We start from the raw sequence: 22323 nt of genomic DNA on the forward strand, positions 1-22323 counted from the left end.
CTCGCGCCGACGGCGCGTGCGCGGCGGGGCCGGCGGGCCGGTTGACCCTGACACCGTGTCAGGCGCTGTGCTGGGTCGCATGATCGCCTACAACGGCTCCGGGCCGTACTGCTACACGCATTGTCTGCGCATGATGCTCGGCCCGTACGCGCCGGATCCGGCCGTGGTCGAGACCCTCACCGGGTCGCCCTTCGGGGTGCAACTGGTCGGCGGCGAAACGCCGTTCTTCGACCCGTTCGGCTGGGATCCGGAGCTGGGACTGGCCGCCGCGGTCACCGCGCTGGGCTGGACCTGCGAGCGCGAGTGCGGCGGCACCGCGGACGAGGCCCTGGACCGGCTGCGCGCCGCCTGCGCCCGGGGACCGGTCCTGGCCGGGCCGCTGGATCTGGGACTGTTGACGTATCGGCCCGGCACGCCGGTGGCTGACGGCGGCGACCACTACGTGGTGGTGCTGGCCGCCGACGCGGACACCGTGCTCCTGCACGACCCGCAGGGGCACCCGTACGCCACGTTGCCCGCCCGGGAGTTCGCCGCCGCGTGGCGTGGCGCGTCGATCGCCTACCTGGACGAGCCGTTCGTGCTGCGCACGGGGTTCGTCCGGGTCCGCGAGGTCGCCGTCGCCGACGCGCTGCGCGGGTCGCTGCCCGCCGCCGCACAGTGGCTCGCCGGCCGGCCGGACCTGCCCGTGCCGCCGGGCACCCTCGGCGGCGCCGAAGCGCTGTACGGGCTGGCCGAGGCGGTGGCGCGCGGACTCGCCCCGCACGTGCGCACCCTGCTGGCGTCGTTCGCCGTCCGGGTCGGCGCGCGCAGGCTCGACGACGCGGCCGGGTGTCTGGCCGGGCTGGGTCTGGACGAGGCGGCGCGGATCGCCGGCCGACAGGCCGCGTCGGTCGGGGCGTTGCAGTATCCGCTCGTGGCCGGGAACGACCGGGCGCTGGCGGCCGGCCTGCGCGAACTCGCGCCCACCTACCCGGAACTCGGTCGAGAGCTAGGGCGTGCCCTCGTCGGCTGAACCCGGGCCCGCCGCGCCGCCGACGACCGCGTCCCACGCCGCCATCGCGCACGCCGCGAGCCGCTCCAGGTCCGCGCGCGACGCGCCGTCGCGGGCCTGCACGGACATGCCCTGGATCACCGCGCTATAGAAGGAGGCGACGGTGGCGGCGTCGACGCCGGATGGGACGTCGCCGTCGCGCACGCCCTGGCATAGTCTCCGCGTCAGGTCGTCGATGCCTTCCTTGCGCACGCCGGCCACGTGCTCGCGCACGGGCGCGTTCGCCTCGGAGCAGTTCGTCGCGCACAGCACGATCATGCAGCCGCGCGGCTTGGCCTCCTCGGTGTACGCCCGCGCGTTGGCGGCCAGCATCGCCGCGACGGCGGCCCGCGCGGTCGGCTCCTCGACCAGGGCCCGCGTCACCGTCCGGCCCTCGGTGTCGCCGTACAGCCGCAGCGACTCGCGGAACAGTTCCTCCTTGGAACCGAACGCCGCGTACAGGCTGGGCGAACCGATCCCCATGGCCGACGTCAGGTCGGTCATCGACGTCGCCTCGTAGCCCAGATCCCAGAACACCCGCATCGCCCGTTCCAGGGCCGCCTCCCGGTCGAATCCCCTGGGTCGTCCGCGTCCGGCCAAGCCGGGCCACCGCCCTTCGCCCATTCATTTCTGTGTCGTTCGTTCAATATATGCCTTGACCTGCCCGGACGGCCCTGTGATTATTTCTGTGCCGATCGACACAGAAATCGGCAACCACGGAAGAACATCCATACGGAGCCGGGGGACGGGCATGCACGAGCCGACGAACACGACGGACGCGACGGGGACCGCGGGCACTGCGGGCAACAGGGCCGCGCTGATCACGGGTGGCAGCAGGGGAATCGGCGCGGCAATCGCCCGACGCCTGGCGCACGACGGCGTGGACGTGGCGTTCACCTACGTGAGCGCGACCGGCAAGGAGAAGGCCCAGGAGGTGGTGGCCGCCGTCGAGGCGACCGGCCGGCGGGCCCTGGCGATTCGGGCCGACGTGGCGGACGCCGACGCGGTGACCGAGGCCGTGGACCGGGCGCACGCCGAGTTCGGGCGGTTGGACATCCTGGTCAACAACGCGGGCGTCTTCCCGAACGGCCCGATCGAGCAGGTCGCCCTGGACGAGCTGGACCGCACGTTGGCCATCCACGTACGCGCCGCGTTCCTCGCCTCCCAGGCCGCGATCCGACACCTGCCCGAGGGCGGCCGGATCATCTCCATCGGCAGTTGCCTCGCCGACCGGGTGCCCTTCCCTGGCATCGCGCTGTACGCGATGAGCAAGGCCGCGCTGGGCGGCCTGACCCGGGGCCTGGCCCGCGAGCTGGGGCCGCGCGGGATCACCGCGAACGTGGTGCACCCGGGCTCGACCGACACCGACATGAACCCGGCGGTCGGCCCCGACGCCGACGCGCAACGCCAACTCAGCGCGCTGGGACGCTTCCTGGACCCGGAGGAGGTCGCCGCGACGGTCGCGTTCCTGGCCGGCCCCGGTGCCGGCGGCATCACCGGCAGCGCGCTGACCGTCGACGCCGGCTCCAACGCCTGACCCGGCCCGCCGCCGCGGGTCGCCCGGAGCATGTCCCCGGGCGACCCGCGTGGCCGGTGTGGCCCGCCCGCGCGGCCCGCCCGCGTGGCCCACTGCCGCCGGACGAGCGGAGGCCGCCCAGTCACGGGGACTTGCTGTAGCCCAGCGCCTCGACGATGCGTCCGTCGCGGATGTGCATCAGATTGACGCCCGCCACCCACGCGGACCCCGCGTGCGCGTCGCCGAACACCTCGTTCACCTCGCCCCCGCCGAAGTACACGTTCCAGCGGATCACCGCGCGATCCCCGAAGACGAACACCTCCTGGGGCCGGAAGGCGGTGTTCGTGTCGGCGGCCAATTCCTGCCAGAAGCCCAGGCACGCGTCCAGCCCCTCGTACCGCGTGCCCTCGGGCGCCGGCTGCACGCTCACCATCACGCACTCGTCGGCGACCAGACCGGCCAGGAGCGTCGGATCGTGCGCGGTGAACGCCTCGTTGAACCGCTCGATGACCTGAGCGGTCGTCATGGTCCCGGCGGTCTCGCCGGACGTGCCGGTCCCGGTCGTCCCGGCGGTCCCGGTCGTGGTCTCGATGGTCGTCGTGGTCCGCGACATGGTCGTGTCTCCCGTGTGTTCCGACGAGTTCTCCCGAACTCGTCGACGATGTCCGGCCCGCCGGTCTCGGCGGCGCCGTGGGAACAATCTTGCGACCCTCGCGGGGACCGGACAATTCCCGGCAGGGAATGACCGGCAGCCCGCTCGGATCCCGCGGTCACCCCGGACGGCGTCCGATCGTCGTCGAGGGCGCGGCCGCAACGTCGGCCATCCGACCCAGTGATCGCGTCACGGCACACGACGGGTCACCCTTGACCATCAAAACCAATCACCATATGGTTTTTGAACCGGGCAGTAGCCCGGACTGCCCCGGGACCCACCGATCGGAGTCGCCATGGCCGCGCACGACCTCACCCTGACCGACAAGGCCGCGTTGACCAGCGGCCTGGGCCAGATGACCACCAAGGCGATCGAGCACGCGGGGATCCCGTCGATCACCATGTCCGACGGCCCGCACGGGCTACGCCTGCAACGTCCCGATCGCGAGCCGGGTCAACTCGACCTGAGCCCGGCCGCCCCCGCGACGTGCTACCCGCCGGCCGTCGCGCTGGGCAGCAGTTGGGACATCGAACTCGCCCACCGCGTCGGCGCCGCGCTCGCCGTCGAGGCGGCCGCGCACGGCATCGGTGTCCTCCTCGGCCCCGGCATCAACATCAAGCGCTCGCCGCTGTGCGGGCGCAACTTCGAGTACTTCTCCGAGGATCCGACGCACTCGGCCGAATTCGGCGGCGCCCTGGTCCGCGGCCTCCAGGAGCACGGCACCGGAGCCACCCTCAAGCACTACGCGGCCAACAATCAGGAAACCGACCGCATGCGGGTCAGCGCCGACATCGACGAGCGCCCCCTGCGCGAGATCTACCTGCGCGCGTTCGAACGCGTGATCCGCCGCGCTCGGCCCTGGGCGGTGATGTGCGCCTACAACGGCGTCAACGGCGTGACCCTGTCCGAGAACACTCGGCTGCTCACCGACATCCTCCGCACCGAGTGGGGCTTCGACGGCCTGGTGATGTCCGACTGGGGCGCGGTGCGCGATCGGGTCGCCGCGCTGCGCGCCGGACTCGACCTGGAGATGCCGCCGACCGGCGGGCGCACCGACCGCGAGGTGGTCGCCGCCGTCACCGCCGGCGAGCTCGACGAGGTCGTGCTCGACCAAGCCGTCGAGCGGCTCGTGCACTTCGCCCACCTGGCCGCGCGACCCGCCGGCGACGGCTCGACCGCGCCGTACGACGAGCACCACCGACTCGCTGGCGAGGTCGCCGACAACTGCGTCGTGCTGCTCCGGAACGAGGGCCCGCTGCTGCCGCTCGACCCCGCCTCGGGCAGCGTCGCGGTGATCGGCGAACTCGCCCGCACCCCGCGCTTCCAGGGCGGCGGCAGCTCCCAGGTGACACCCACCCGGGTGGACGTCCCGCTCGACCACATCCGCGAACTCGCCACCGGCGCCCGGGTCGACTTCGAGCCCGGCTACCCACTCGCGGACGGCCCCGAACCCGACGCCGACCCGGTCGGGGCCGCCGACCGCGCGGTCCGCCTCGCCACCGCGAGCGACACCGTCGTGCTCTTCCTGGGCCTGGCCCAACAGGACGAGTCCGAGGGCTTCGACCGCGACCACATCGACCTGCCCGCCGAGCAACTCGCGCTGCTGGAGCGCATCCTGGCGGTCAACTCCCGGGTGGCCGTGGTGCTCTCCAACGGCGGCGTCGTGCGCACCGCGCCGTGGCACGAGCGGGTGCCCGCGCTCGTCGAGGGCTGGCTGCTGGGCCAGGCCGGCGGCGGCGCGCTCGCCCGCGTGTTGTTCGGCGCGGTCAATCCCTCCGGCAAGCTCGCCGAGACCATCCCGCTGCGCCTGGAGGACTCCCCCAGCTTCCTCACCTTCCCCGGCGCGGAGGGCCACGTGCGCTACGGCGAGGGCGTGTTCGTCGGCTACCGGGGCTACGACGCGGCCCGCCGCGAGGTCGCGTTCGCGTTCGGCCACGGCCTGTCCTACACGACCTTCGCCTACCGCGACCTGACCGTGGCGCCCACCGCCGACGACACCGGGTTCGCCGTAAGGGTCACCGTCGCCAACACCGGCGACCGCGCCGGTCGCGAGGTGGTGCAGGTGTACTCCTCGGCACCCGCCGGCTCGACGGTGGAGCGGCCGATCCGGGAACTGCGCGGCTTCGCGTCGGTGCGTCTGGAGCCGGGCGAGAGCCGGGAGGTGCTGGTCGAGTTCGACCGCGCGGACCTGGCGTACTACAGCGTGCGCAACGACGGCTGGCGGGTCGAGGGCGGCACCTACCGCATCGAGGCCGCCGCGTCCTCTCGCGACATCCGGCTGTCCGTCGACCTGGCCGTCACCGCCGACGACGCCGGCGCCGAATTGAACGTGCACAGCACGCTGGGCGAGTGGCTGGCCCACCCGGTGGGCGGCCCGCTGCTCCTGGAGCGACTGGCCCGCGCGAGCTCCGACCTCACCTCACGGCTCGCGGAGGACCCGATGTTGCAGCGCGCCGCGCACAACGTCCCACTGGAGGTGGTCGCCGACTTCGCCGGCGGATTGATCGGCCGCGACGAACTGGCGGTACTCGCCGAGCGGGTCGCGCAGGCCGCGGGCTGAGGTCGGACCCGAGCCGACCGGCGGGTGCGGTGCCACGAGGACGCCGCACCCGCCGGGCCCGAATCCGGCTCAGTCGCGGCCCGTCGCAGCGGGTGCCGGCGCCGGCTCCACCAGGGTCAGGATGTCCTTGATCGCCTGCTCCATGTCGATCGAGCGGTCGTTGAGCCACTGCAACTGGATGCCGTCCGCGACCGCGATCAGCAGCACCGCCAGCCGCTCCGGCGGAATCACACTGTCGATGGAACCGTCCTCGACGCGCGATCGCATCGCGGCCAGCACCGACTCCCGCGAGCGTGGATAGCGCTCGGCGAAGAACGCGTGGGCCGGATGCTCGGGATCGCTGCCCGCCGCGGCCATCGACACGTAGAGCTCGATCAACCCGGCCGCGCGCGCTCCCGCGCGGACCATCTCCAGATGCGGATCGGGCCCGTCGTAGTCCTCCCACAACCGGCGGTTCTCCTCGTCGCGGGCACGGAGCACCTGCGTCAGCAGGTCCTCCTTCGACGCGAAGTAGTGCATCAGGCCCGGCAGGCTCAGGTTGCACCGCGCCGCGACCTTGCGCAGCGACGTACCCCGATAGCCCTCCTCGGCGAAGACCTCCAGGGCCACCCGCAGGATCTCCCGCCGTTTCGCCTCGCCCTTCTCGTACGGGCCGCGTTTCGCCATGTCACCCACCTTAGTCCGCGCCCACACCCCGGCCGCCGGGCCCGGTGGGAGTGACACAAAGGCAGTCGATCGGATGGTGTGCCGGCACACGCCGTTGCGGCCGGCGGCGGGGACTCGTTGATCCGTCATGACCACATCCACGTCGCTCGACGAGGCATTGGGCACACTCGCCGGCGCGATCGAGGAGATTCTCGACCTCCTCGACCCCACCCCCACCCCCGAGGGCGAGCGGCTACCCGCTCGCCCTCGACCGATCCCCGACGGCCCCGATCAGGCCGTACCGATACTGCACCTGGATCCCACCATCGACCCGGACGCCCTCGTCCACGCCCTGCGGCACGCCCTGCACCACTGACCGCCGGCCGGGCAGGTCACGAAATCGCCTCGCCGAGGCGAGCCGCGAGAACCGCCGTCGCGCCCGCCCTCCTCGCCGATGGGCGACGAACAACCCACCTCTATGCGCGAGTTCACGAGACCCCGAGGGCGGATGCCGGTACCGCGGCCCTCGCCGGTTCCGGACCGAACCGCGCTGCCACGCACAGGAAGGCCACCCCGAAGGCCACGTCACAGGACGAACGCAACAGCTCGAAGCCGTCGGCAGCGGTGGGCGACCACGGCGCAGAGCGTGCCCAGCACACCCACAATGACGATGGTCAACGTCCCGCCGATCCCGGGATCGAACAAGCCGGTCACTCGGGTGGGCAACCCGCGCACCGACTGGTTCGCGGCGTTCTCCGCCCGGCCGACCCGCTCGGGGGTGACGACCCGGTCGGTCCGGAACCGCCGGGCGGCCCCGGGCAGCACCAGTGCCGACAGCGCCACCGTCGCACCCGCGGTGGTGATCGCGGTGACGCCTACGCGGCGGCGTCCGGTGCGCAGGAGGTAGACGATGAACACGGCCTGAGCGACGTCGCCGGGAGCGGGCCCGGGCCCGGACGGCGGGTGCGCGAACCCGCTCTGACACGCCGCCATGCGGCAAACGAGTGAGGGTCGACGTCCGAGGGGCGGTCGTGTTGTTCCCTGGTAGGGCACCCACCGTGCACGTCGCGCGGAACGTACGCGCGCCGTTCGTCGGTTCGTCCCCCGTTCGTCCGCCCGTTCAGGAGATCCCCGTGGCCATCGCTCCCGGCAAGCTGTCCGACCCGGCCGTAGGCGCCTTCGTCGCCGCCGTCAACGCGCACGACCGGGACGCCTTCGCCGCGCTCCTCACCGCCGACGCGACGATGTCCGACGACGGTTCGGACCGCGACCTGCACGACTGGGTGGATCGGGAGATCTTCTCCTCCAACGGCCACATGGACGTGGTGACCGAGTCCGCCGGCGGCCACGCCCTGATCGTGGGCTACCGCAACGACACCTGGGGCGAGATGCGCACCGCGTGGCGCTTCACCGTGACCCCCGACGGCCGCATCAGCCGCTTCGAAACGGGCCAGGCGTAGCCCCACCGGGTCCGCACCCGTCGCGGACCGTCCCGCGGACCGATCACGCGTCGAGGAACAGGCCACAACGGCCCGCCCGACACCGCTCGATCCACGCCGCCGGATCCCACGACTCGAAGGACTCCAGTGCCGAGCCGACGAACCGCTCGAAGGTCGACGGCCGGGGGAGATGCGCCTTCGCACCGCTGGGAACACGACGGTTCCACTTCCGGGCCGGTGCCACATGCTCCTCATCGGGCCCACCCGTCGGCGTCGGCGCCGCCCGGAGCGCGCACTGGTACGGACTCGGGCTGCCGGGCGAGCCCGCACCATTGCGCCGCCTGCCGCTGCTCGCGCTGCCGGATCCGCCCGGCCCCCGGTCGTGGGGGCACCGGCACCCCTTCCCTCCTCATCCGCGCGGGGCCTCCGGAATTCAGGACTCGCAATTCGGATTCGGATTCGAGGCCCGGGCGGCCCTCTGCCCGGCCCCGGGCCCGAGCCCCACGGCCGGGGCTCCGCGTCGTCAGGCCCGCACGGTGGGCAGCACGAGCAACTCGGCGAGGTTGACGTGTGCCGGAGCGGTGACGGCGTACAGTGCGCCGCCTGACCCGCCCGACCGCGCACCGCCGGCCCCGCGCTCGGCGGGCCGGCAGCCTGTCCGCCGCACCCCCGGCCCGGCCCTGACGTCGACCACGGTCCGCGCGGGTCAACCCAGTTCGCGGAACCAACGGACGACGGCGGCGGTGCCCAGGCGGTTGGAGTCCGAGTGCGTCACCTCGGGGCCGAAGCGGGTGACCCGAACGTCCGCCCCGGCCGCGCGCAACGCGGCCCGGCAATGCGCCGTGTTCGCGGGTGCGGCCTCCTGGTCGTCGACCGCCACGTACAGCCGTACCGGCACCCCCGGGCGCCAATTCGTGCACACCGAGTCGGTCTCCCGCAGCGCGGCGGCGAACGCGCCGGTGGGTCGCTCCAACAGGGCCCGCCCGGGTCCGGTGAGCAGGGCGTCGATGTTCTCCGGGGTCCCCCGCAAGACCTCGGTGGGGGTGTGCGAGCCGTCCAACAGGCCCTCGATGGTGTCCGCGTACAGCGGCTGGAAGACGTCGGCCGGTCGGTCGTAGACGTGGTGCAGGCGGTTGTAGGAGACCAGTAGCAGGCTCGCGTAGATCACGCTCGCCTTCTCGTCCAGGTCGCCGCGCAGCAGCGCGGGCAGTTCGGCGCGGCGGAAGTCGTAGGCACCGCTGATCGGCGCGATCGCGCCGACCCGGAAGAACGCGTCCGCGCCGGACCGGAGCGCACGGGCCAGTCCGAGTGCGGCGGAGGCGCCCTGGGAAAACCCGCTGACGTACACCTCCCGTTCCAGACTTCGTCCGCGCGAGTCGGCGAACGACCTTGCCGCGCGCAGCAGATCGAGCGAGGCGGTGGTCTCCGACGGGATGTCCATCCACGGGTGCGGGCCCGGGCCCTCGCCCTGACCGAGGTAGTCGGGCATGGTGGCGGCGAATCCGGCCGAGGCGAACGTCAGCGCGGGCGCAATGCCCCACGTGTCCTCGGCGGTGGACGGCGCGTCGCGCCGGTACAACTCGGTGCCGTGCGTGAACGACACCACGCGCAGCCGTCGATCCGCGCTCGCCGGAAGCGCGAACAGACCGGTCGCGGTGGTGGGTCGGCCGGTCGCGTCCACGGTGCGGTAGACCAGCCGGTACAACGTGACGTCGTCGCGGACGGTGCCCGGATCCCAGCGGTCGTCGCGCAGTTCCTGCCGGGCCTGCCCGGCGGTCACGGTCCGCAACTCGACGAAGTCCACGAGCGTGCCGCGCCCGAGCCGGTCGACGGCCGCCTGCGACGCGGCAGGCGTGGCGGGCGCGGCAGGCGCTGCGGCCCCCGCGGTCGCGGTGACCGTCGCGCTGAGCAGGCCGGCCAGGACGAGCGCCGCCGTGAGCCGGCGAGTGGCAGAGCCGGCGGTGGAGGTCGGGGCACCGGCGCGCGGTGCCGTACGGGAGTTCCTGCCTGGTGTGTCGAACCCTCGATTTCCCATGCCTCGACGCTAGGCATTCGGCGAGCGGGCGAACATCCGGACAGCGGGGAGGGCGGGATCCGGGCACGCCCGGGCCGAACCCGGGGGCATACCCGATGGACGCGCGGGTCGAAGTGTGCTCGGACCGGGCCCGGCCGCCCGCGACGACACACGCCGGTGTCGGAAACGTCCCCCCGCGCCCGGTCCGGCGCTGCTGGAATGGAAGCGGACACCGCGCTGCGCGGTGGCGGAGCCCGAGCACCGCCGTCCGGCACACGAGGGAGCGACCCATGACGACCCGACACCCGCCCCGGCGGACCACGTCCACCGCGCGCACCGGCCGGGCGCCCGGGGCCTGGCCCGTACTCGGGCACCTCCCGCACCTGCTGCACGCCCCGCTGCGCTTCCTGGGCTCGCTGCCCGCGCACGGTGAACTGGTCGAGATCCGGCTCGGCCCACGCCCCGCGTTCGTGTTGTGCCATCCCGAACTCGCCCGGCAGGTAATGAGCGACGGCCGCACCTTCGATCGGGTCGGGCCGCTGTACGAGGGTTCGCGCGCGGCCCTGGGCAACGGTCTGGCCACCTGCCCGCACGCCGACCACCGGCGGCAACGCATGCTGATGCAACCCGCGTTCCGGTCCGAACACCTGCCCGGCTACGCCGACGCGATGCGGCGGGAGATCGGCGTGGCGCTGGAGCACTGGCGACCGGGCCGGGTGCTCGACATGGTCGACGAGATGTTCGCGCTCACCACGACCGTGGCGGTCCGCACCCTGTTCGGCGGCGGCATCACCGATCGCGACATCGCCGAACTGCGGGACAGTCTGGACACCTTCCTCAAGGGCGTCTACCTGCGCGCGCTGCTGCCCGCCGTCGACATCCTGCCCACCCCGGGCGCCCGGCGCTACACCCGGGGCCTGGCCACATGGCGGACCCACGTAACGCGGATCGTCGGCGAGCGCCGTGCGGACGACGCCGACGGCGGGGATCTGCTGGGTCGTCTGATCGCCGCCCGGGACGAGGCGGGCGGAGCGCTCACCGAGCGGGAACTGCACGATCAGGTCGCGGTGTTGATCCTGGCCGGCGCCGAGACCACGTCGTCCGCACTGTCCTGGGCGCTGCATCTGGTCGCCGCGCATCCCGAGGCGGAGGCGGCGCTGCACGCCGAGGTCGACGCCGTCCTCGACGGGCGCGTGGCCGGTCCCGACGACCTGCCCCGACTGGAGTGGACCGGCCGGGTGATCCGCGAAGTGCTGCGGCTGTACCCACCGGCCTGGGTGCTCCCGCGCACCAGCACGCGCGAGATCGAGGTGGCCGGCCGCCGGCTGCGCGCCGGCAGCACGCTCGTGTTCAGCCCGTACATCCTGCATCGTCTCCCGGAGTTCCACCCCGAGCCGGAGCGCTTTTGCCCGGAACGCGACCAGGCCGACGGCTTCGCCTCGGGGGCCTGGTCGCGCGCTTCCTTCGTGCCCTTCGGTACGGGTCCGCACAAGTGCATCGGCGACACGTTCGCGTTGACCGAGGCCACGCTCGCGCTGGCCTCCATCGCGGGCCGCTGGCGCCTGCGCCCGGCCTCGGGTACCCCGGTCCGGGCCACCCCGCGCAGCGTGTTGACCCCCAGCGCCCTCCCGATGCATCTGATCCGCCGCTGAGCCGCACCGCCCGACTCCCGTAGCCGGCAGGGTCGTTCGTTCAACCGTGGGCGGCCACGCACTCCCCCACGGCATCGAACAGCAGCGTCCAGTTGGCCGGCACGCGCCGTACCGCGAAGGTCAACTGGAAGCGGACCACCGCCCACTCGTCGGGGTGCGCGCCGGCGCCGTGGGCACGCACCACCTCGAGGGCGTGGTCGAGGCACTCGACCGGGTCGTCCTCGTCGAACCCCAGTCGCGCGTAGGCCCGACGCACGTGGTCCGGCATGGACAGCGACTCGTCCCACCCGGCCACCGCGTCGAGCAGGTAGAGCAGGTGACTTCCCGGAGCGGGGAGTTCGCCACGCAGTCGAGCCGTGTCGAATTCCCGGTCCGCGTCCTGCGCCACCAGGTCCGAACCCTGAACGGCCCAGGCGACCAGGTCCATCCAGTAGGCCGGTTCGTGCAGGCCGTCGGTCTGCCGGATGTGTTCGCTCGCGAACACCGCCATCGCGTCCGGGTCGTCGATCAACGGCGAGACGACCATGTCGCTCGTGCCGTCGAAGCCGAAGTAGTGGCGCCGCCCGTCGAGGACGAGCGACTCGATGCCGGCCACATGGCCGGTTCGTCCGGGCAGCGGGTCGAAGCGCCTGGCGGGATCGGGGTTCATGTCGACGACGGTAGCGACGATCACCGACGCCGCCGCCCCCGACCCGCGCCACCGCGGCCCCGCGACCCGGCGTGCGCGGCCGGTCGACGCACGCGGCTCGGCCGCCGGCCGCCTCGCTCACGCCTCGCGTCGGTGCAGGTCCCCCAGTACCGCCAAGTCGGCCTCGGTCAGCCGCAGCGCGCCGGCGGCCACGTTGGCGACCAGGTGGTCCGGGTTGCCGGTGCCGGGTATGGCCAGCATGTGCGGCCCCTGGTGCAGCGTCCAGGCGATCCGGACCTGCGCCGCGCTCACCCCGTGCGCTCGCGCCACCTCCAGCACCTCGGCCGCCTCGGTGTTGACTGCTCCGACCTGGCGCCCGGTACCGGCGATGGCGTAGAACGGTACGAACGCGATGCCCTGTTCACCGCAGGTGCGGACGAACTCGCCCTGGTCGGCCCGCATTCCGATGCCGTACGGGTTCTGTACACACACCACCGGCGCGATCGCGCGTGCCTCGGCCAGTTGCTCGGGGTGGATGTTGGAAACGCCCAGGTGTCGGATCAGACCGGCCGCACGCAGGTCGGCCAGTGCGCCGAAGCGCTCCGCGATCGAGTCGGTGCCCAGGACACGCAGGTTCACCACGTCGAGGTGATCACGGCCGAGTTGGCGCAGGTTCTCCTCGACCTGGCCGCGCAGTTGCGCCGGCGTCCTCGCGTGCGGCGCCCAGTGACCCGCCGCGTCCCGGCCGGGTCCGACCTTGGTGGTGATCACCAGGTCGTCCGGGTAGGGGGCGAGCGCCCGGTTGATCAGTTCGTTGGCGGAGCGCAGCGGCGAGAAGTAGAAGGCGGCGGTGTCGATGTGGTTCACCCCGAGTTCGACGGCGCGGCGGAGCACGCCGATCGCCCGCTCCCGATCGCTGGGCACCGCGTCGGCCGCGAGCGCCTCGCCGTCCTGCGTCAGGCGCATCGCGCCGAATCCGATCCGGTTGATCGTCAGGTCGCCGAGCGTCCAGGTGCCCGATTCCGTCGCGGTGATCGTCTGTGTGGTCATGGCGGCATGATCCTCGGGGGCTAGGCTGATCACCATCGATTAAGGTATATCCGAATCCTCAGGGGTGGAGATGTCGGCGAAGCTGGCGTTCTCGGCGGGTGATCTGGCCCGGATGCGGTTCGCCGTCTCGCCGATGTGGGAGGTCGGCCCCAGCTTCCGGCTGCTGTGCTCCGGCGCCGCCCACGCGATCCACCGGCCCTGGATCGAGCAGGTCCGCCCTCGCGTGGCGGCCGCCGGGCTGGACCGGGGCCGACTCGCCGAGCTGATCCCGCCGTCGGGCTACGTGCCCGACTTCCTCAACCCGGCGCCCACCGGGCCGACCTCCACCCTGGCGGCGGAACTGGCCGAGATCGTGGCCACTCCCGTCGCCTCGGTACGCCGCGACCTGGATCGGCTGCGCCACGAGCGCGGCGGGCTGGGCCCCAGGACCGAGGCCCTGTACGCCGATCCGCGTGCCCGGCTGGCCCGAGTCGCGGAGGAGATCGAGACCTATTGGGAGTTGGCGCTCGCGCCCTACTGGGCGCGGATCCGGGCGGTACTCGACGCCGATGTCTTCCACCGGGCCCGGCAGGTCGCCGAACGCGGGGCCGGTCGGCTCCTCAACGAGCTGCACCCGTCGGTCAGTTGGGACGACGACACGTTGCGGCTGGGTCGGCGGGAGCGGGCGCTGTCCCGGCGCACGGCGGGCGCGGGACTGCTGCTGATCCCGTCGGTGTTCACCGGACCGGACCCGTTCACCCGGGTCACCCCGCCCGAGCCACCGCAACTGGCCTATCCGGCCCGGGGCATCGGCGGGTTGTGGACCCCGCGTCCGGTCACCGGCACCGAGGCCCTGGCCGCCGTCCTGGGCCGCTCGCGCACCCTGTTGCTGAGCGAACTGGACACTCCGGCCTCGACCACCGAACTGGCCCGGCGAACCGGGCTCTCCGCGGCGGCGGTGTCCCAGCAGTTGACCGCGCTGCGCGACGCGGGCCTGGTCACCGCGCACCGGGCCGGCCGCGCGGTCCTGTACGCCCGCACGACGATCGCCGAATCCTTCCTGACCGCCACGTCCCGGTGACCGACCGGGGCGGGCGTCCACTCGGGCGCCCTCGGTCAGCGTTCGGCTTCGTCGTCCGCGTCGCCGCGCGGCCAGACCGCGATCGCGATCAGAACCGCGGCCCACACGCCCAGCGGCACGATCGGCCAGTAGCCGATCAGCTCCCCCTTGAGCACGCAGCGTGTTCCCCACACACCGGTGAGGATCACCGCGCCGCCCAGCCAGTAGCGCCACTCCTGAAGCCACTCGCGCAGGTCCCGGCGATCCCGCTCGGCCCGCGTGGTCGCGACCGTGGCCGCGCGTGGCCGCGCGGCGGGCAGGTCCGCGGTGAGTTCCGCGAGTTCACCGAGCACGGAGGCGGCCGCGGCGCGCGTCGCGCGCTCGTCGTACTCGCTCCGGTCCAGTCGACCCTCGGCGTAGCCGGCGGCGAGCCGGGCCAGTGTGGTGTCGCGATCGTGATCGGACGCGCGCATGGCGTGATCGAGTCGAGCATCCACGACAATCTCCTTCCGGGCGGACACCGAGTCTTTAGAATACAGTCGTATCCAAAACTTGTCAGGGGGGATCGATGCCCAAGATCGTGGACCGCGACGCGCAACGGCGGGCGATCGGGGCCGCGCTGCTGGAGTTGGTGTCCCGCAACGGCCTCGACGAGGTCAGTGTGCGCACGGTGGCCGCCGCCGCCGGGCGCTCCGCCGGCGCGGTCCAGAAGTACTTCCGCACCAAGGACGAAATGCTGGGCTTCGCCGCCGAGTTGGCTGGCGAGGCGGTGGAGCGGCGGTGGGCCGAGGTGGATCCCACCGGGCCGCCGCATGAGGTGTTGCGCCGCCTGGTGCTGACTACCCTCCCGCTGGACGCCGCCCGGCGCGCCGAGGCGACCGTGCGCTTCGCCTTCGTCACCCGCGCCGTCCACCACCCCGGCCTGGCCGCGACCCAGCGTGAGATCGACACCGACATCCGCGCGGCGCTGGCCGACTGGCTCGGTTCCGCCGCGCTGCCCGCGCACGGCCGGGACGCGTGCGAACGCATCGCCGACGCGATCATCGCGTTGTCCGACGGCCTGGCCATGCGCATGCTCTACACGCCGGACGCGGAGGCCGAATTGCTCCCCGCCCTGGACAACGCCCTGCGCGCCCTGCTCGGCGACCACTGATCGCCGACCCCGCCCGCAGGGTGACCGGCACCACCGGAATCGTGCGCCCGAAGGGTGGCCGAATCCCGGATTTTGTGCGCCGAGTGCCGCGTGCGAGAGTGGTTCACGGAGCCCGAACCGGCTCCCGGACGAGGCACGCCGTACCCGGTTGAGACAAGACGGTGTCAGGGAGCGTGCCTGTCATGGCTTGGATCGTCCTGATCATCTCCGGTGTCCTGGAAGCCGTCTGGGCGACGGCACTCGGCAAGTCCGCCGGATTCAGCAAACTCTTCCCGACCATGGTGTTCGGCGTCGGCCTGACCGCGAGCATGGCGGGCCTGGCCTACGCCCTGCGCGAGCTGCCGGTCGGCACCGGCTACGCGGTGTGGGTGGGCATCGGCGCGGTGTTGACCGTCACCTACGCGATGCTCTTCGACGGCGAGGCGTTCTCCGTCGTCAAGGTCCTGCTGCTGGCCGGCATCGTCGGCTGCGTGATCGGCCTGAAGGTCCTGCACTAGGCCCTGTCCGGCATCGGTGGGTGGGGCCTCGCCCACGCGAGGCCCCACCCACCGGCCCGGTGTCCCGGTCAGTCGATCCGCAACTCACCCATCGCGCTCCACCCGTTCGCGTCCGGGATCACCGTGCTCACGATCTCCGGCGTGTGCCGGATCAGCGGACGGATCTGCTCCAGGGCCGCCTTGAAGTGGTCGGAGTTCACGTGCGCCGCGGCAGCGTCGTCACGGAACGCCTCGACCAACACGTACGTGTTGGGGTCCTCGACGCTGCGCGACCACTCGAACCACAGGTTGCCCGGCTCGCCCCGGGTGGCCCGGGTGAACGCCTCGACGTGCTGCGGCCACTCGTCGGCGTGTTCGGGCTTCACCGGAAACTTCACCACGATGAAAATCATTGGGTAACTCTAGGTCATCGCGCCTGCGCACAGGGGCGTACACCACCGCCCCGGCGGCGACCCGCGGAACGCGTCGCGAACGGCCGACCCATTCGGCCGCACCGACCCGCGCGGGCGTACCGGCGCTCACCGGTCGACCGCCGGCACCGACACCGGGACCGCGACGAGCCGGCCGGTGCGCGGACCCTCCGTCGCGTCGGCCATGCCGTGCCATTCGGTGGCGACGACGAACAGCGTCCTCCCGTCGGGACCGCCGAGAACGCACGAGAAGCAACCCCGGTCCAGTTCGACCGTCCGCAGCACCTCGCCCCCTTCCCGAACCCGCACACACCGCTCGTTGGGCACGTCCGCGTACCAGACCGCGCCCTCGGCATCGACGCAGATCCCGTCCGGAACGCCGTCGCCGAGGTCTGCCCACACCCGGCGATTCGACAACCCGCCGTCGACCGCGATGTCGAACGCGGTGAGGCGGTTGCCGTACGACTCGGCGACGATCAGCGTCGAGCCGTCCGGGGTCACCGCCATGCCGTTGGGAAAGGCGACGTCGTCGGCCACCCGCCGGACCGATCCGTCCGTGGCGATCACCGCGATGAACCCCGGCCGGAACGCCTGCCCCGCCGACAGGTCGAACCCGATCCCGTTGACGTACGCGTTGCCCCGTCCGTCCACCACGATCTCGTTGAAACCGTCCCCGACCGCGCCCAGATCGGCGTACTCCAGCAAGGACCCGTCCGCCTCGAGGGTCACCACGCGTGCCTCGCTGGACGAGACGATCAGCAGCCGCCCGTCCGGCAGCCGGTCGATGCACATCGGCATCGACGGAAACGGCACCCGCACCACCACCTCGCCCACACCGTCGGGCGCGACCGCGAGCACCTCCTGGGCACCCCAGTCGGAGAACCACAACCGGCCCTCGAACCACCGCGCCGACTCACCGAAAGCAATGTTCTCCCACAGGACGGTCCACTCGGACATGCGTCACGACTCCTAGGTCGACCCGAGGCGGGCCGCCGTCGGTGTCGACGGCGGATACCCGCTCTCCCGGGGTAGACCCCGACACACCCGAGAACTCATCGCCGAGGGAAGCGCCCCGCGCGTCGTACCCGAAGCCACCTCCGGGAAGGCCGCCGAGGACCGTCGAAGAGCCTGCCGCCGCGACCGCGCGGGGGCGGATCGGCGAACGCCGCCGCGTACCGACCGCCCGAGGAACCGATTGTCCCGGCATGGAGAGCACGGCAGAAATCCGCCGCTCGCCGACATCGACGAATCCCGGGACCGATGACGCGCGACCGACGTCCCGGCAGTCCCGGCACAATGCCCGGCCGCAGGGCCCTTCCGGGCCGGCCGGGAGGACGAAATCGTCAGGCCAGGCGCTTGGCGAAGATGTACTCGGTGCTGCCCGGCGGGTAGTCCGGCACCGTGCCGACGAGTTCGTAGCCCTGTTTCCGGTAGAACTCCGGCGCCTGGAACTCCCAGGTCTCCAACCGCACATGCCGGCAGTCGCGCTCGGTCAGCGCGATCTTCTCGGCCCGGGCCAGCAGTTCCCCGCCGAGCCCGGTGCCGCGCCGGGTGGAATCGACCCACAGGAGGTCCACGTGCAGCCAGTAGGCCCACGTGTATCCGGCCAAACCGCCGATGATCGTGCCGTCGTCGTCGAGGGCGAACAGGTGCAATGCCACCTCGTCCTCGGCATCGGTCCCCTGGAGCCTCGCCAAGTGCGGCGACGCCGCGACATTGGTGTCGCCGAGCTGCTGCCCGAGCCAGGCTCGGCGTTCCGCGTCCACATTCGCTTCGAACTGCACCACGCACTCACCTTAGCCGGACGCACGGCCCACGACGACAGTGCGCCGTCCGACGGCGTCGCGAGTGCGCGTCCGAAGGCGTCGCGTGCGCACGACACAGCAACACGCCCACCCCGCCCGGCACATGGCCGCCGGTCGGGGGCCTCGCACGGAACCGCCGACCGAACGCACCCTCAGCGGCCGTCCACCGCGTACCAGACCGCCGTGTCGCCCGGCAGGATCCCGCCCCCGGGCAACGCGCCGCCGGCCGGCAACACCGCGCCGTACTCGGGCAGCCGGACCGGCTCCGCGCCCGAATTCACCGCGCACACCAGCGCGTCGCCGCGCCCGAACACCAACGTGCCCTCGGGCGAATCGAGCCTGCCGAACGGGTGCGGCGGATCCTCGAACAACTCCCGGTGGTGCGTCCCAGTGGTGTCCGAAAACACCTCGTTGGACCCGGTCAGCGTCTCGCTCGGATTCAGCGACGCGGGACGGCGGCGTCGAGGGTGGCCGCGTCGTGCGCGCCACCTCGGCGTTGCGGTCCTGCGCCATCCAGGCCGAAGTCGCGCGGGTAGCGGGCAACCACCGAATCGGGTCCGTCGTACAACCGCGCGCGCAGTTCGGCGGACGCGTGGTCGAACCTGGGCAGTGTGTCGACACGGCGGAACGACGCGTATTGGCCCCGGTTCTCGGCGTCGAAGTAGTAGAAGCCCGCCTCGGCGGAGTCCGGTTCGGCCCGGCCCCGGCGGAACCACTCGCTCGGCGTGGTCTCGGCCGCGCGCGAGGCCGGCCGGCGGGTCCCGCACGACGTCTCGGTGGTGGGTTACGACGACTCCTACCTCGCGGCGCACAGCGACCCGCCGACCACCGTGCAACAGCCCATCGAGCAGATGTCCACCGCGATCGCGACCGCGATGTGGCAACGGCTCCAGGGCTACCACACCCCGCACGTCGACCACCGCTTCGCGCCCCGTCCGGTCGCGCGCGACTCCACGGCCGCCGCCCCGCCGCACCGGGACTGACCCCCGAGCGCGAGCACCGACGTACTACACGATCCGCCGCGGCCGGGCTTCCAGGCCCGGCCGCGGCGGATCGCGCGTCAGGAGCCCCGCACCCGGCCCAGCGTGTGGAGCATGTATCGATCCCGGTCGTAGGGATCGGGCCCGGTCCGGGCCCGGATCGGGATCGGATGGTCGGTGAAGGCGCGATATCCCTCGAACTCACTGACCAGGACCCCCTCCCCCCGGCTCGACTCGGGCAGCCGCCGGGTGACCCCGTGCAGCTCGGCGGCCGGGATCGTGCCCCGTACCAGGCAGCGGTCGCCCCGCGTGGACTGCTCCTCGGGCACCGCCCGCGCACCCGCCGGCAGCGCCGAGACCGCCCCGACGCTCGTCACGGGTGCCTCCAGCTCGAACCGGTGCGTCGGTTCGAACACCCGCGTGCCCGCGCGTTTGAGCGCGTCGCCGACGACCAGCGGTGTGACGTTCCGGAAGTCGCCCGCCGCGCTGAGCGGGCTCGCGAACCCGGTCCGGGTCAGCGTCACCGCGCAGTCCAACACCTCCCAGCCCCGGATGCCCTGAGTCCCGTCCGCTGCTCCGTTGCAGGTTCCGTCGCGGATTCCGTTGCAGATTTCGTTGTGGATTCCGTTGCGACTCGCGTTGCAGCTCGCGTTGCAGGAGTCGTCCGCCGCTCACCCGCGAGGCGGCCTCCGGTCCCCGGAAAAGCCCAGGAGGGTCGCCGAACAGGCCGCCGGCGGGAGCTCGCCACGGCGGCCGTCCCCGAGGTCTGCGCACCGGCCGGCACCGACCACGTCCCGCGCACGCTGTGCGCGCTCGCCACCCTCGACCACGTCGGCTCGCGAACCGGCCCGGCCCGAACGGAATTCACCGCCACGGAGAACATCGACCCGGACGGCCGCCCCGGCCTCCGCTTCACCCAAGGCCCGCACCCCGAACCCGCGCGCGGAACCCGCGCCCGGAACCCGCGCCCGAACCACGATCCGGCCCGGATGCCGGGCGCTCACCCCGTGGCCCGCTCCCCGATCACGATCCGCGCGATCAACTCGCGGCGACTGGTCACCCCGGCCTTGGTGAACACGGCCTTCAGATGGTCCTGGACGGTGTACGGCGTCATCGCCAGGGCACGGGCGATCTCCTTGGTGTCGCAGCCGCGAACGGCCAGCAGCGCCACCTCCTGCTCGCGACCGGTCAACCCGTAGGCGGCCAGATACAGCGGCATCGTCTCGGCCGGCGAAGCCGGCGAGGCCACGACTCCGACGTGGCCGTCGGCGAGGCCGTCCAGGAGCGAGGCGTGCAGCACGAACCAGCGTCCGTCACGGGTGCGCACCCGGACCTTGGCCGACGAGACGGGCACCCCGGATGCGGCCAACCGGGCGTGCTCGGAGACCACCGCGAACGCGGTCGGCACCGAGAGCGCGCCGACCGCGTCGTCGGCGAGCTCGGCGAGCAGGCACTGCGCCCGCTCGTCGGCGGCCACCAGACCGTTCCCGGGCCCGAGCACGACCATCGCGGGCGCCTGATCGCCCGACGCCGCCGGCGCGGCGACCCGGTGGCACGCGCGCAGCGCGTTGCCGATGTGCCGGGCCGCGACGTCCGCCAGATCCCGCTGCCGGCCCAGGTACGGACCACGATCCGCCGCCCGCATGAACGCCGCACAGCCCCACATGCCGCCCCGCGTGTCGAAGACGGTGCGCATCTCGTCCCCGAAGCCGGCCGGTGCGATCTGTTCCCGGAATCGAAGGCTGCGCTCGGGCCGGCCCCGGGTCGCCCGGTCCAACGTCTCGGCCCGAAGCCCGCTGTGCCGGATCTTGGGAAAGGTGCTCACGTCGTCGTGCCAGACCTCCAACCGCACCGCGGCGTGGAAGCCCTCCAGGCTCAGATCGTCACTCAGCACCGAGGTGACCAATCCGGTCGCCGGGTCCGCGGTATGCCAACACACCGCGTCGAACTCCAGTACGTCGCGCAGCAGTTCGTCGGACCGGCGAAAGATCGCGTCGGCCTCCAGGCCCGCCCCGGCCAGTTCACGCAGGCCCTCGATCGCCCGCCGCGCACTCACGCCACGTGATGCCATGGCGCGAACGTAACACGCAGGCAACGACCGCGTCCGCAGAGCGGCCGTCGGGGCGGACGCCGGGGGTCGACACGCGGTCTCCCGCAAACCTCCCAGGGATCTGGGATATCGCCGTACCGATGACGATCGCGAGGATGTCCACACGTGTTCCGCGACACCGTGTCCGGTTCGGACCGGACCGCGCGCTCCCCCGGGACGCCGAGCCGCCCTGTGGATCCCCGCCCCGGACCGGGATCCGCAGGGCCTTCGTCGTACGGCGACACCCGGCCGCGCCCGTGTCCCCGACCGCGGCATCGCCCGATCACACTCGCCGCCACCAGCGACCCCCTGAGGCGATCCTCGGGCGCCACGCGACCCGCGCGGCGGCCTGGCCCACCCATGCCCGGTCGGTCGGTCGACCCCGGCCACCGGAACGAGGAGTCGGAGGTCCCCCATCACTCGCGAGCACACCACCCCCACCCCGCGTCGGGTGCGCATCCGCACGGTCGACACGACCGCGCTGCCGATCTTCCTCACCATGCTCGACCGCGCGGTGGCCTGGCCGGCCGCCTCCGGTCGCGAGGGCCAATGGGGCACCGAACCGTGGTCCACCCGTCCCGAGGCCGTGCGACGCGTGGACAAGGTCCTGCGCCACGGCCACGCCCGACTGGCCGAGATCGACGGTGAACCGGCCGGCGGCTGCGTCGCCTCCGACACACCCTCCGAGTACATCCCGGCGGCCGACGAACCCGAGTGGTTCGTCAACCTCCTGGTCACCGACCGGCGCTTCTCCGGAGCGGGCGTCGGCGCCGCGCTGATCGAGGACGTACGCCGTGAGGCGACCCGTCGCGCCGTCGACCTGATCCGGGTCGACTGCTACGCAGGCGGCGACGCTGCGCTCGTCGAGCAGTACAAGGCGCTCGGCTTCACTCCTCTCTCGCAATTCGAGGTCGACCGCCCCGGACAGCCCCCCTGGCCCGGCCGGTTGCTCGGGCTGCGCCTGAACTCCCGGCAGCCGTAACGCTCCACAATCGCGACTCGCGATCCGCGACCGCGACCGCGACCGCGAACACACCCTGAGGCGGGGGACGACCCCGGCCCGGACTCCCCCGCGCCCGGCTCGGCCGCCCGTGCGACCGCGTGCCCGCCACTCGCGCAACCGGGCGCCCCGCCGCTCGCACGGCCGCCCGTGCGGCCGCTTGC

The 22323-nt window shown here is 72.7% G+C and carries 25 protein-coding genes and 1 riboswitch; of the genes, 11 read left to right on the plus strand and 14 right to left on the minus strand.

Going from position 1 to position 22323, the window contains the following annotated elements; all coding sequences use genetic code 11:
• The first annotated feature begins 79 nt into the window (after positions 1-79).
• Positions 80-1012, plus strand: a complete 933-nt coding sequence (locus ACIBSV_RS34310) for a hypothetical protein (RefSeq protein ID WP_395870325.1) — start codon at positions 80-82, stop codon at positions 1010-1012.
• On the opposite strand, the gene ACIBSV_RS34315 is transcribed toward ACIBSV_RS34310, so the two are convergent.
• Positions 989-1630, minus strand: coding sequence for a TetR/AcrR family transcriptional regulator (locus tag ACIBSV_RS34315; RefSeq protein WP_395870327.1), 642 nt, complete (start codon positions 1628-1630; stop codon positions 989-991). The genes ACIBSV_RS34310 and ACIBSV_RS34315 overlap by 24 nt on opposite strands.
• A gap of 151 nt (positions 1631-1781) precedes the next feature.
• On the opposite strand from ACIBSV_RS34315, the gene ACIBSV_RS34320 reads away from it, so the two are divergent.
• A complete protein-coding gene (locus ACIBSV_RS34320) occupies positions 1782-2567 on the plus strand; it encodes an SDR family NAD(P)-dependent oxidoreductase (protein ID WP_395870076.1) in 786 nt (261 codons plus the stop codon).
• Positions 2568-2688: 121 nt separating this feature from the next.
• Here the strand turns inward: ACIBSV_RS34320 and ACIBSV_RS34325 are convergent, their stop codons facing one another.
• Positions 2689-3159 (minus strand): nuclear transport factor 2 family protein, encoded by a 471-nt coding sequence (locus ACIBSV_RS34325; protein ID WP_395870078.1) that lies wholly within the window; start codon positions 3157-3159, stop codon positions 2689-2691.
• A gap of 334 nt (positions 3160-3493) precedes the next feature.
• On the opposite strand from ACIBSV_RS34325, the gene ACIBSV_RS34330 reads away from it, so the two are divergent.
• Positions 3494-5758 carry a glycoside hydrolase family 3 C-terminal domain-containing protein gene (locus tag ACIBSV_RS34330; protein ID WP_395870080.1) on the plus strand — a complete coding sequence of 755 codons (2265 nt, stop codon included), beginning with the start codon at positions 3494-3496 and terminating at the stop codon, positions 5756-5758.
• Between the two features lie 69 nt (positions 5759-5827).
• On the opposite strand, the gene ACIBSV_RS34335 is transcribed toward ACIBSV_RS34330, so the two are convergent.
• Positions 5828-6424, minus strand: a complete 597-nt coding sequence (locus ACIBSV_RS34335; protein WP_395870081.1) for a TetR/AcrR family transcriptional regulator — start codon at positions 6422-6424, stop codon at positions 5828-5830.
• Positions 6425-6551: 127 nt separating this feature from the next.
• Here ACIBSV_RS34335 and ACIBSV_RS34340 point away from each other — a divergent pair, with 127 nt between their 5' ends.
• Complete coding sequence (locus ACIBSV_RS34340; RefSeq protein ID WP_395870083.1) at positions 6552-6779, plus strand: hypothetical protein; 228 nt, start codon at positions 6552-6554, stop codon at positions 6777-6779.
• A 209-nt stretch (positions 6780-6988) separates the two neighbouring features.
• On the opposite strand, the gene ACIBSV_RS34345 is transcribed toward ACIBSV_RS34340, so the two are convergent.
• On the minus strand, positions 6989-7396 hold the full coding sequence (locus ACIBSV_RS34345; protein WP_395870084.1) for a glycosyltransferase family 87 protein: 408 nt from the start codon (positions 7394-7396) through the stop codon (positions 6989-6991).
• Positions 7397-7536: 140 nt separating this feature from the next.
• Between ACIBSV_RS34345 and ACIBSV_RS34350 the strand changes: the two genes are divergently transcribed.
• The gene (locus ACIBSV_RS34350) at positions 7537-7863 is read left to right on the plus strand and encodes a nuclear transport factor 2 family protein (protein WP_331770504.1); all 327 of its coding nucleotides are present in this window, start codon (positions 7537-7539) and stop codon (positions 7861-7863) included.
• Between the two features lie 685 nt (positions 7864-8548).
• Here the strand turns inward: ACIBSV_RS34350 and ACIBSV_RS34355 are convergent.
• Positions 8549-9877, minus strand: coding sequence for a lipase (locus ACIBSV_RS34355; protein ID WP_395870086.1), 1329 nt, complete (start codon positions 9875-9877; stop codon positions 8549-8551).
• 269 nt (positions 9878-10146) lie between these two features.
• On the opposite strand from ACIBSV_RS34355, the gene ACIBSV_RS34360 reads away from it, so the two are divergent.
• Positions 10147-11508, plus strand: a complete 1362-nt coding sequence (locus ACIBSV_RS34360) for a cytochrome P450 (RefSeq protein WP_395870088.1) — start codon at positions 10147-10149, stop codon at positions 11506-11508.
• Positions 11509-11548: 40 nt separating this feature from the next.
• Here ACIBSV_RS34360 and ACIBSV_RS34365 read toward each other — a convergent pair whose 3' ends face one another.
• Entirely contained in the window at positions 11549-12157 is a 609-nt protein-coding gene (locus ACIBSV_RS34365; protein ID WP_395870090.1) for a hypothetical protein, read from the minus strand.
• Between the two features lie 117 nt (positions 12158-12274).
• Complete coding sequence (locus ACIBSV_RS34370; RefSeq protein ID WP_395870092.1) at positions 12275-13186, minus strand: aldo/keto reductase; 912 nt, start codon at positions 13184-13186, stop codon at positions 12275-12277.
• Between the two features lie 70 nt (positions 13187-13256).
• On the opposite strand from ACIBSV_RS34370, the gene ACIBSV_RS34375 reads away from it, so the two are divergent.
• Positions 13257-14246: a DUF5937 family protein gene (locus tag ACIBSV_RS34375; protein WP_395870093.1), complete on the plus strand. Its 990-nt coding sequence runs from the start codon at positions 13257-13259 to the stop codon at positions 14244-14246.
• 35 nt (positions 14247-14281) lie between these two features.
• Here the strand turns inward: ACIBSV_RS34375 and ACIBSV_RS34380 are convergent, their stop codons facing one another.
• Entirely contained in the window at positions 14282-14722 is a 441-nt protein-coding gene (locus ACIBSV_RS34380; protein ID WP_395870095.1) for a DUF1707 domain-containing protein, read from the minus strand.
• Positions 14723-14793: 71 nt separating this feature from the next.
• On the opposite strand from ACIBSV_RS34380, the gene ACIBSV_RS34385 reads away from it, so the two are divergent.
• Positions 14794-15378, plus strand: a complete 585-nt coding sequence (locus ACIBSV_RS34385; protein ID WP_395870097.1) for a TetR/AcrR family transcriptional regulator — start codon at positions 14794-14796, stop codon at positions 15376-15378.
• A 105-nt stretch (positions 15379-15483) separates the two neighbouring features.
• Positions 15484-15546: riboswitch (guanidine-III (ykkC-III) riboswitch) on the plus strand.
• Between the two features lie 14 nt (positions 15547-15560).
• On the plus strand, positions 15561-15875 hold the full coding sequence (locus ACIBSV_RS34390) for a DMT family transporter (RefSeq protein ID WP_395870099.1): 315 nt from the start codon (positions 15561-15563) through the stop codon (positions 15873-15875).
• A 68-nt stretch (positions 15876-15943) separates the two neighbouring features.
• Here ACIBSV_RS34390 and ACIBSV_RS34395 read toward each other — a convergent pair whose 3' ends face one another.
• From ACIBSV_RS34395 to ACIBSV_RS34410, 4 genes are all read right to left on the minus strand, one after another.
• A complete protein-coding gene (locus tag ACIBSV_RS34395) occupies positions 15944-16267 on the minus strand; it encodes a putative quinol monooxygenase (protein ID WP_395870102.1) in 324 nt (107 codons plus the stop codon).
• Between the two features lie 126 nt (positions 16268-16393).
• On the minus strand, positions 16394-17242 hold the full coding sequence (locus ACIBSV_RS34400; RefSeq protein ID WP_395870104.1) for an SMP-30/gluconolactonase/LRE family protein: 849 nt from the start codon (positions 17240-17242) through the stop codon (positions 16394-16396).
• A gap of 386 nt (positions 17243-17628) precedes the next feature.
• A complete protein-coding gene (locus ACIBSV_RS34405) occupies positions 17629-18069 on the minus strand; it encodes a GNAT family N-acetyltransferase (protein ID WP_395870329.1) in 441 nt (146 codons plus the stop codon).
• Positions 18070-18242: 173 nt separating this feature from the next.
• Positions 18243-18461 carry a hypothetical protein gene (locus tag ACIBSV_RS34410; protein WP_395870107.1) on the minus strand — a complete coding sequence of 73 codons (219 nt, stop codon included), beginning with the start codon at positions 18459-18461 and terminating at the stop codon, positions 18243-18245.
• Between the two features lie 354 nt (positions 18462-18815).
• On the opposite strand from ACIBSV_RS34410, the gene ACIBSV_RS34415 reads away from it, so the two are divergent.
• Positions 18816-19073, plus strand: a complete 258-nt coding sequence (locus tag ACIBSV_RS34415; RefSeq protein ID WP_395870110.1) for a substrate-binding domain-containing protein — start codon at positions 18816-18818, stop codon at positions 19071-19073.
• Between the two features lie 77 nt (positions 19074-19150).
• Here ACIBSV_RS34415 and ACIBSV_RS34420 read toward each other — a convergent pair whose 3' ends face one another.
• The gene (locus ACIBSV_RS34420; RefSeq protein ID WP_395870112.1) at positions 19151-19594 is read right to left on the minus strand and encodes a hypothetical protein; all 444 of its coding nucleotides are present in this window, start codon (positions 19592-19594) and stop codon (positions 19151-19153) included.
• Positions 19595-20070: 476 nt separating this feature from the next.
• Positions 20071-21141 carry a LuxR C-terminal-related transcriptional regulator gene (locus ACIBSV_RS34425; protein WP_395870114.1) on the minus strand — a complete coding sequence of 357 codons (1071 nt, stop codon included), beginning with the start codon at positions 21139-21141 and terminating at the stop codon, positions 20071-20073.
• Between the two features lie 469 nt (positions 21142-21610).
• On the opposite strand from ACIBSV_RS34425, the gene ACIBSV_RS34430 reads away from it, so the two are divergent.
• Positions 21611-22141 (plus strand): GNAT family N-acetyltransferase, encoded by a 531-nt coding sequence (locus tag ACIBSV_RS34430; RefSeq protein ID WP_395870116.1) that lies wholly within the window; start codon positions 21611-21613, stop codon positions 22139-22141.
• Positions 22142-22323 lie beyond the last annotated feature (182 nt).

Source organism: Embleya sp. NPDC050154, from assembly GCF_044460165.1.
Lineage (GTDB): Bacteria > Actinomycetota > Actinomycetes > Streptomycetales > Streptomycetaceae > Embleya.